The organism is Paenibacillus sp. FSL R7-0652, assembly GCF_038595045.1.
Lineage (GTDB): Bacteria > Bacillota > Bacilli > Paenibacillales > Paenibacillaceae > Paenibacillus.
The window spans coordinates 1-10,000 of record NZ_CP152001.1 but is presented as its reverse complement, the minus strand read 5'-3'; the positions used below and the strand labels follow the sequence as shown (position 1 = coordinate 10,000).

8 protein-coding genes (1 of these 8 cut by a window edge) are annotated in these 10,000 nt (G+C 47.0%); 1 reads left to right on the top strand and 7 read right to left on the bottom strand.

Features of this window, described 5'->3' with window-relative positions; genetic code table 11:
- Positions 1 to 2,168, bottom strand: partial view of a DNA gyrase subunit A gene (gyrA, locus tag MKY97_RS00040; RefSeq protein ID WP_342553579.1) — the 5' portion only. Its footprint begins 391 nt before the window's first position; 2,168 of the gene's 2,559 nt are visible here — the first part of the coding sequence; the start codon lies at positions 2,166 to 2,168; the stop codon falls past the left edge of the window.
- 427 nt (positions 2,169 to 2,595) lie between these two features.
- Between gyrA and MKY97_RS00035 the strand changes: the two genes are divergently transcribed.
- Entirely contained in the window at positions 2,596 to 3,540 is a 945-nt protein-coding gene (locus MKY97_RS00035) for a YheC/YheD family protein (RefSeq protein WP_342553578.1), read from the top strand.
- A gap of 69 nt (positions 3,541 to 3,609) precedes the next feature.
- On the opposite strand, the gene gyrB is transcribed toward MKY97_RS00035, so the two are convergent.
- From gyrB to dnaA, 6 genes are all read right to left on the bottom strand, one after another.
- The gene (gene gyrB, locus MKY97_RS00030) at positions 3,610 to 5,520 is read right to left on the bottom strand and encodes a DNA topoisomerase (ATP-hydrolyzing) subunit B (protein ID WP_342553577.1); all 1,911 of its coding nucleotides are present in this window, start codon (positions 5,518 to 5,520) and stop codon (positions 3,610 to 3,612) included.
- A 90-nt stretch (positions 5,521 to 5,610) separates the two neighbouring features.
- Entirely contained in the window at positions 5,611 to 5,859 is a 249-nt protein-coding gene (locus MKY97_RS00025) for an extracellular matrix/biofilm biosynthesis regulator RemA family protein (protein WP_090923610.1), read from the bottom strand.
- A 13-nt stretch (positions 5,860 to 5,872) separates the two neighbouring features.
- Positions 5,873 to 6,985 carry a DNA replication/repair protein RecF gene (gene recF / locus MKY97_RS00020; protein WP_342553576.1) on the bottom strand — a complete coding sequence of 371 codons (1,113 nt, stop codon included), beginning with the start codon at positions 6,983 to 6,985 and terminating at the stop codon, positions 5,873 to 5,875.
- Between the two features lie 58 nt (positions 6,986 to 7,043).
- A complete protein-coding gene (gene yaaA, locus MKY97_RS00015) occupies positions 7,044 to 7,259 on the bottom strand; it encodes a S4 domain-containing protein YaaA (protein ID WP_272038174.1) in 216 nt (71 codons plus the stop codon).
- A gap of 18 nt (positions 7,260 to 7,277) precedes the next feature.
- On the bottom strand, positions 7,278 to 8,420 hold the full coding sequence (gene dnaN, locus MKY97_RS00010; RefSeq protein ID WP_342553575.1) for a DNA polymerase III subunit beta: 1,143 nt from the start codon (positions 8,418 to 8,420) through the stop codon (positions 7,278 to 7,280).
- Between the two features lie 233 nt (positions 8,421 to 8,653).
- On the bottom strand, positions 8,654 to 10,000 hold the full coding sequence (gene dnaA / locus MKY97_RS00005) for a chromosomal replication initiator protein DnaA (RefSeq protein WP_342553574.1): 1,347 nt from the start codon (positions 9,998 to 10,000) through the stop codon (positions 8,654 to 8,656).

Below are 10,000 nucleotides of genomic sequence, written 5' to 3'. Positions count from 1 at the left end.
ACCGGTGTACGTTTACCGTACCCTTTGGCCGTAACGATCAGAACATCCAGATCAGCATCTACAACGTCCATACCGATAACTGCATCCTGATCATCAAGTGTGATACCTTTAACCCCGGTAGCGCTGCGTCCCATAGAACGTACATTGCCTTCGGAGAAACGGATGGACATCCCATGAGCTGTACCCATGATAATCTCCTGCTGCCCATCCGTCAGCTTCACATCGATCAGGCTGTCATCATCACGCAGAGAAATACCGATGAGACCGCCCTTACGGATGTTCGTGTAATCCTCAAGCGGCGTCTTCTTCACCACGCCCTGACGTGTTGCAAAGAACAGATACTTGTCGCTCTCGAATTCCTGCACTGGAATTACGGCATTGACGGATTCTCCCTGCTCAATCTGAATCAGATTGATAATCGGTGTTCCACGTGCTGTCCGTCCAAGCTCAGGAATCTCGTAAGCTTTCAACCGGTATACCTTACCTTTATCCGTGAAGAACATCAGGTAATTGTGAGAATTGGTTACAAAAAGATGCTCGACAAAGTCGGTATCCTTCGTGTCCATCCCTACAACGCCGCGTCCTCCGCGTTTCTGGCTGCGGTATGTTGATACAGGAAGACGTTTCACGTAACCCGTATGGGTAATCGTAATGATAACCTCTTCACGTGGAATCAGATCCTCATCCAGAATGCTTTCTTCTCCCACCGTGATCTCGGTCCGGCGATCATCACCAAAACGCTCACGAATTTCCTGCAGCTCCGTACTGATAATCTCAAGTACAAGATGTTCATTAGCCAAAATTTCACGATACTCGCGGATTTTGACCATCAATTCATTGTATTCGTTCTCGATCCGTTCACGCTCCAGACCTGTCAGGCGCTGCAAACGCATATCCAGAATAGCCTGAGCCTGATCATGGCTGAGTGAGAAGCGCTCAATCAAACCTTCTCTAGCTGCATCTGTATTACTGGATGAACGGATTAATGCAATGATCTCATCGATGTGATCCAGAGCAATACGCAGACCTTCCAAAATGTGAGCACGAGCTTCCGCTTTCTTCAGCTCAAACTGAGTACGACGGCGAATGACCTCAATCTGATGCTGCAGATAGTGATAGAGCACTTCACGCAGATTCAGAATCTTCGGTTCTTTATTCACAATCGCCAGCATGTTAATACCGAACGTAGACTGCATCGATGTATGCTTGTACAAATTATTCAGCACTACGCCTGGGTTAACATCACGGCGAAGCTCAATTACAATTCGCATACCATTTCGGTCAGATTCATCACGCAGGTCGGTGATACCGTCGATCTTTTTGTCACGAACCAGTTCAGCAATCTTCTCTACGAGCCTTGCCTTGTTCACCTGATACGGAAGTTCTGTAACGACGATACGTGCTTTGTTGTTGTTCTCTTCGATATTCGTTCTGGCACGCATCGTTACCGAGCCGCGTCCAGTCTGGTACGCTTGGCGGATGCCTGAACGGCCCAGAATATATCCGGATGTAGGGAAGTCTGGTCCCTGAATATAATCCATCAGTTCCATGGATGTAATGTCTGGATTTTTGATCATAGCCTGTACGCCGTCAATAACTTCTCCCAAATTATGAGGAGGAATATTGGTAGCCATACCTACGGCAATCCCGCCGACACCATTAACAAGCAAGTTAGGAAAACGAGACGGCAGAACAACCGGTTCATTCTCTTCACCATCGTAGTTCGGTTGGAAATCAATCGTATCCTTGTTGATATCTCTGAGCATTTCCATCGCAATTTTGGACAAACGTGCCTCGGTATAACGCATCGCTGCAGCCATGTCACCATCGACTGAACCGAAGTTACCATGACCATCCACATGCATATAACGCAGGGAGAAGTCTTGAGCCATCCGTACCATCGTCTCGTATACCGCAGAGTCACCATGAGGGTGATACTTACCGATAACTTCGCCGACGATTCTGGCTGATTTTTTATGTGGTTTATCAGGTGTCATGCCAAGCTCCGACATTGCATACAGAATGCGCCGGTGAACCGGCTTCAATCCATCACGCACATCCGGCAGGGCACGGCTCACAATGATGCTCATCGCATAATCCATAAACGATTCGCGCATCTCGACGCCAATATCCCGATCTTTAATCTGCGAGTTCATTTCTTCCGCCATGCTGGACCTCCTTCTTGTCCTTCAACAAACGTTCCCATTCAATCATTTCGAAAAAATTAATATATGTGAAAAGCCTAACAAGGCTAAAACCGCGCAAGAACGCTACTCTTTATTATATTACTTTCACAAAAGTTACACAATTAAACGTCCTCTGGGCAATAGCCTTTCTTCCGGGAACTTAAGCGTATCTGGGGATTCGCCCTGCCTTCCTCTCCAGTTGTACATACAATGCTATAAAAGCGGCATATGTACCTGTCCAATTAAGGCTAGAGCCGTTCCCGCCGGGCAATCAAACTACAGCCTTAACAGCTGGCAGCACAAATCGCCATATTCCTCTATTATACCACTGAAATCGTCTCTTGTCCTTTGATTTTCTACGTGCAGCCTCTCAGAATAAGCGATCAAATCAAGAAAGGACTGATGCATATTGGGTATCCAGCGCGTCTCCAGCAAATGGGCCAAAACAGCTGTTTTACAGCGCAGTCGCCATGTAAATGAATATATACCTGTGACCCGAAAGTACAGCCGGCAAACGCTGGAGCGAATGACCGAGTTATTCCCAGCGAATTATATCAAGCCGGACCGGGGAACGTATGGTAATGGAGTGATGCGGGTAAAAACAAATCGAACCACGCTTGCAGCTCCTCCATCTGAAGATACGCCCACAGATGCACAGAGTGATGAAGGGTCCGAAGGAGCAGCCTCATCCGATTCTGGCAAATCAGAACAAAATCATCCGGTTATGCTCGAAATTACGACCTATCATCTTCAACAAGGAACGGAAGAACGAGTCTTTCATTCGCTCGATGAACTTGAAAACGTATTGAACGAACGCATTGGGAAACGTGACTACATCATTCAACAAGGCATTCCACTGATGAAGCATGAGAACCTACCTTTTGACCTGCGTGTATTAACCCAGAAGAACCTGCAGAACAACTGGGAAACCACAGGTATCGTAGGACGGGTTGCTGCGCCGGGAAAAATTATCACCAATATTCACGGAGGCGGCCGTCTGGCGACATTCGAAGAACTTGTACTCCCGCATTTGAAAAGGGATGAATATAAGAAGCTAAAACATGAACTTTATCGCCTCGGCATTCATACTGCAGTGCAGCTGCAAAGCTCATTTCCAAGACTTAAAGAAATCGGGCTCGATATTGCTCTGGATGAACAAGGACGCCCCTGGATCTTGGAGGTGAATACACTGCCAGGCATCTATGCTTTCGGCCTGCTCCCGGATAAAGATGCCTACCGCAAGATCAAACGTTATGCCATTGCTTATGGGCGCCTGCCCTCCAAAAAAAGAAAATCGAAAAAAACAACTTCGAAAGTGCGTGCTTCTACAGCTAAACGCAGGACTGCCAAGTGATATCCAGCTGCAGACTCCCTAGCCTATAATATAAAAAGGCGCCCTCGCAGGCGCCTCTTCGCAACTCAATTAAATATCGAGGTTTTTCACGTATTTTGCATTTTCCTGAATAAAGTCACGGCGAGGTTCGACGTTATCTCCCATCAGTGTATCAAACATGGCATCTGCCAGCATCGCATCACTGATCGATACCTGCAGCATCGTGCGGCTTTCCGGATCCATAGTTGTTTCCCACAGCTGTCCGGCATTCATCTCGCCAAGACCTTTGTACCTCTGAATATTGAACTTGGCATTCTCACCCAGAGAAGCAATGATCTCGTCACGCTCTTTCTCGGAGCCTGCATAACGGATGACTTTGTTACGCTCAATCTTGAAGAGCGGCGGCTGTGCAATGTACACATAACCTGCTTCAATAATTTTGCGCATGTACCGATACAGGAATGTCAGCAGCAGTGTCCGAATGTGGGCACCATCGACATCGGCATCAGTCATCAGAATAATTTTGTGATAACGTGCTTTGGAAATATCGAAGTCATCGCCGATTCCTGTTCCCATCGCTGTGATGATCGCACGAATCTCGGCATTGCCGAGAATACGGTCAAGGCGTGCCTTTTCTACGTTCAGGATCTTACCCCGAAGCGGCAAAATTGCCTGGAAGTGACGATCACGACCCTGTTTGGCTGAACCGCCGGCAGAGTCCCCTTCGACGATGTATAGTTCACTGATCGAAGCATCCTTGGATGAACAGTCTGCCAGTTTCCCCGGGAGGGAGCTGACTTCAAGCGCACCTTTACGGCGTGTCAGTTCACGGGCTTTACGAGCTGCTTCACGAGCACGGGCAGCCTGAAGGCCTTTTTCCAAAATACGACGAGATACGGAAGGATTCTCTTCCAGGAACTCCTGCAGCTTCTCTGCAAACAAAGATTCCACAATACCGCGTACTTCACTGTTCCCCAGCTTCGTTTTGGTCTGTCCTTCGAATTGCGGTTCTGGAATTTTGACCGAAATAATAGCTGTTAATCCTTCCCGTACATCGTCACCAGACAGGTTGCCGGTACTATCCTTGATTACACCAGCTTTACGGGCATAGTCATTAATAATCCGTGTAAGTGCACTCTTGAAACCGGACTCGTGCGTTCCACCTTCGTGGGTATTAATGTTGTTGGCAAAAGAATAAATATTCTCGGTGTAGTTATCATTGTACTGCAGTGCAACCTCCACCTGAATATTATCCCTTGAACCTTCAACGTAGATCGGATTCTCATGCAGCACTTCACGCTTCTGGTTCAGGAAGGAAACATACTCAATGATCCCGCCTTCGTACATGAAGGAGTTGGTAGCACCTGTACGCTCATCCGTCAGAGTCAGGCCAATGCCCTTGTTCAGGAACGCCAGCTCGCGAACACGTGTCAGCAGTGTCTCGTAATCATATACTTTTGTTTCTGTAAAGATTTCGGGATCGGGATGGAACGTCACGGTTGTCCCTGTCTCATCGGTTGTACCGATCACTTTCAGGTCATACTGCGGAACACCACGGCGGTATTCCTGCTGGTGAATATGACCGTCCCGTTTAACGGTAACCACTACTTTTTCAGAAAGCGCGTTAACTACAGACACACCTACACCGTGCAAACCGCCGGATACCTTGTATCCGCCACCGCCAAATTTACCCCCTGCATGGAGAACAGTCATAACGACTTCCAGAGCTGGACGTTTCATTTTGGCATGTTCGCCAACCGGAATACCGCGTCCATTATCCACAACGGTTACACTGTTGTCTTCATGAATGCTGATCTCAATATGATCACAGTAACCCGCCAGCGCTTCATCGATACTGTTGTCCACTACTTCCCAGACCAGATGATGCAGACCTTTGGCACTGGTGGAACCGATGTACATCCCCGGACGTTTACGTACGGCTTCCAGTCCTTCAAGGACCTGAATTTCATTCGCATCATATGACGGTTGATTCATAGACATGCCTTTCACCTACTTCTATAGATTCAATATCTTGAATATGCGTTAACTTAAGAATATGAGCAGACATCGAAGTTCTCTCTTGACGTTCCGCTACAAATCAGGGAAATGGTGAGCCCGCTTCTTCAGCGTGGCCGAGGAAATGGGTGAATAATACACGATGTTTTTCGTCACCACGATGGACTTTGCTTCCTCTTCACCGATATGTTCGACTGTTTTTTCCTGTTCTGCATGTGTAACATACTGCTTGGATATTTTAGAGGATTTTTCAATCGATATATCAAAAATAGCAACTAACTCGGAAGAACGGATGATCTTCTCACCGCCCAGATGAATGTACATAAGCCCTCACTCCTTAGCGTTCCACCTGTCCGGCATGAACGTGATAGATACTGGCGTCTTTAAGCTTGTCAACGTTCAGGCTCTCAATTCCCGTAGCGGTAATAAAGGTTTGTACCTTGCTTTGGAATGTTTCAATCAGCTGGGTCTGACGAAAAGGGTCAAGTTCGGATAATACGTCATCCAGCAGCAGCACCGGATATTCTCCGATCTCTTCATGAATCAGTTCGATCTCCGCAAGCTTAAGAGACAACGCCGTTGTGCGCTGCTGCCCCTGAGAGCCATACGTTTGTACTTCCCGTTCGTTAATGAAAAAGGACAGGTCATCCCGATGCGGCCCACTCAGCGTTGTGCCTCGGCGAATCTCCTGCTCTTTCATTTGTGATAATTTTATCATAAATTGCTCCATTAAGACAGCTTCATCTTCCTCAGCGGCTTCGCTGAACGAGGGAAGATAGGCCAGGCGCAGGACTTCTCCGCCTCCGGTAATGCCCTGATGGATCGTTTCGGCCCACTTTTGCAGTTTCTTTATGAATTGTTTCCTTTTTTTGACGATTTTAACACCGTGTTCTGCAAGCTGCTCGTTCCAGATCTCCAGCATTGCTTGGGATGAATCTCCTTTTCCCCACAGCTGCTTGAGCAGATTATTCCGCTGCACCAGTACTTTCTGATACTGCTGCAGATGATAAAGATAACCCGGAGCTACCTGTCCGATCTCCATGTCAAGAAACCGGCGGCGAACCCCCGGTGTGCCTTTGACAATCTCCAAATCCTCGGGGGCAAACATCACCACATTGAGCGATCCGACAAAATCACTTAATTTTCGCTGCTCCAGGCCGTTAATCTTGGCTTTTTTGCCCTGCTGCGACAAGGATAGTTCCAGCTTGACCGCTCCGTACTTTTTGTCGACTTCGGCCATAAGCCTTGACCGTTCTTCACCAAAGTGAATCAATTCCTTATCTCGGGAGGTGCGGTGGCTCTTGGTGAGTGCAAGCACAAAAATAGCCTCGGCCAGATTGGTCTTGCCTTGTGCATTTTGTCCAATCAACAGATTGACAGGACCAAATGAATCCAGCTTCAGATGTTCATAATTGCGGAATTGCTGCAGCTCTATGCTGTTTACAAACACGCGGTAACCTCCCTTTTATCCCGTTCGTCAGGAGGCAGCAGGACTGCACCTTGGTTTTCTACTCTGCAACCACTTCAAACGTGCCTTCTCCGTCTACCTCAACGATATCCCCAGGGTATAACTTTCTTCCACGGCGTTCCTCAGACTCTTTATTCACACGTACAAGCCCTTCTTGCAGGATGGCTTTGGCCATACCTCCAGTAGGGATGCAGTCTGCCAGTTTCAAAAATTGGTCAAGCTTAATATATTCCGTACGAATCGATACTTGCTTCATCGTATGATCTTCCTTTCGTTAGTTGGTCGTCCGGTAAGGCAGGATGACGTACAGGCTGTGGCTGTCGTCCAGCGGTTTCAGAATGATCGGGCTCATAACGCCGGTAAAAGCAATCATCAGCTGCTCACTTTCCACCACTTTCAGCACATCCAGCATGTATTTGGAGTTAAACGAGATCTTGAGCGGATCACCTGTAAATTCAGCTGGCTCAATCTCTTCTCTAACTTTACCCAGTTCGGAGGAACTGGAGGATATTTCAATCGTGCCGGAGTCCATCGTCTGCATACGCACAATATTTGTTTTTTCCTCACGCGACAGCAAATAAGCCCGGTCAATCGATTCACTTAATTTTTTAGTGTCCAAAACAAGTTCTGTTTTGTATGACGTCGGAATAATTCTAGAAGTATCCGGATATGTCCCATCCAAAATACGAGAGTAAAACAACACCCGGTCTATTTTGAACAATACCTGATTGTCTGCGACTACGATATCCACAAGTGTATTTTGATCGGGAACAATTTTGCTTAATTCGTTCAGCGTTTTACCAGAGATAACAACGTTGTTGAAACGAATACCCTCTGCATTATCCAGCATTGCCGAACGAGTAGCAAGACGGTGGCGGTCCGTTGCCACAAATTTCAACTCATTATCTGCAAGGCTCCACAGTACACCTGTCAGAATTGGTGTCGTTTCATGAGTGGAAATGGAGAACACCGTTTGTTTAATCATATTTTTCAGTAAATCTCCTGGAATGGAGACCGTTTGATTCTCTTCAATGCTTGGCAGTACCGGAAACTCTTCCGGATCCAGACCAACCAGTTGGATTTCCGTTGCACCTGCGGAGATAAAGGTGTTGAAGTTCTCTTTAACCTCCATGTGCACTTCCTGCGAAGGCAGTTTCTTGATGATCTCCACGAAAAACTTGGCTGGCAGAACAACACTGCCTGGCTGATCGATCTGCACAACACTTTTATCTCCCTCTTCAAGCGGGATAAAGGATTGAATGGAAATATCGGTGTCACTTGCTGTCAACGTCACACCTTGGTGATTCACGTCGAACTTGATACCGCTCAGAATGGGAATCGTCGTACGACTGGAAATGGCTTTGGATACTTGCTGAATGGATTCGTTGAGATAACTTTTCATTATGCTGATTTTCATGATTTCACTCCTAGCGGATTTTTTGGACGTTCACTGGTTTGGATATGGTATTCAAAAGGTGTTTTTAGAAAGGCCGAAGGCTGAGCTTTGCAACGGCTTTTTGGAGAAGATATCTTTAGATCTTTATAGTAATAATAGTAATAGGGGCACTGAATATGTGGATAACTGGGGTTAAACCCATAAAATTAAGCCTATCCACATGTGTACACGTTGTGCATAGGCTTGGGACTTGTTCAGGTTGGATTCTTAATTTTTTCGGTTAAGTTGTTGATAACTTTATAGAGATCCTGATCGTTTTTGATCGCTTGGGAGATTTTTTCATGGGCATGAATGACCGTGGTATGATCTCGTCCTCCAAAAGCATCCCCGATCTTGGGCAGAGAAAAGTCTGTCAGTTCACGAGAGAGATACATGGCAATCTGTCTCGGAAAAGCAACAGCCTTTGTCCGTTTCCGTGCTTTGAAATCTTCAAGCTTCAAGCTGTAGTACTCGCCGACCTTTTGTTGGATGTCTTGAATCGTGATCATTTTGGGACGGCTGGAAGGAATGATATCCTTCAGAGCTTCAGCAGCCAGATGAGAACTTACGTCCTGATTGGTCAGTGAAGAATAAGCAACGACACGAATCAGGGCCCCTTCGAGTTCCCGAATGTTTGTATCGATCTGGTTTGCGATATACATCATCGCTTCATTCGGAATATCCAGGTTCTCCGCACGCGCCTTTTTACGCAAAATCGCGATCCGCGTCTCCAGATCCGGAGGCTGAATATCCGTAATTAATCCCCATTCAAACCGGGAGCGCAGTCGCTCCTCCAGGGTTGGAATTTCCTTTGGTGGTCTATCGCTGGAGATGATGATCTGCTTCCGTTCCTCATGCAGCGCATTAAACGTATGGAAAAATTCCTCTTGTGTTGATTCTTTTCCGGCTAGGAACTGAATATCATCAATTAGCAGAATATCTACGCTCCGGTATTTATTGCGAAAACTTTCCCCGCGATTATCACGAATGGAGTTGATAAATTCGTTCGTGAATTTCTCAGATGACAAATAAACAACCTTGCTGCTCGGATTATGTTCCAAAATGTAATGTCCGATCGCATGCATCAAGTGGGTCTTGCCGAGTCCTACGCCTCCATATAGAAAAAGAGGGTTGTAGGCTTTGGCGGGCGCTTCAGCGACCGCCAGCGATGCGGCATGGGCAAAACGGTTGCCCGGCCCGATGACAAAGGTATCGAACGTATATTTTGGATTCAGCATGCTGAGCACGGCTTCTTCCTGAACGACCGTCGGCGTCGGCGCCGGCAGCTGCGGGTCAGGCTCTACAGGTTTGTTCTCCTCAATGACAAATTTCACATCGACCTGTTTGCCAAGCAGCTCATAGACCGTCGAACCGACCAGTTTGGTGTAACGGCTCTCCAGCCATTCGACGGCAAACGTGGTTGGGGCGGAGATGACGATGGTCTGATCATTCAGCTTGGTTGCCTTGGTTGCTTTGAACCAGGTGTCGAAGCTGGGTTTGCTGAGTTTGTTTTGTATGATTGATAAAATTTGCTGCCATAAATCAGAAGTATGGCTGTCCAC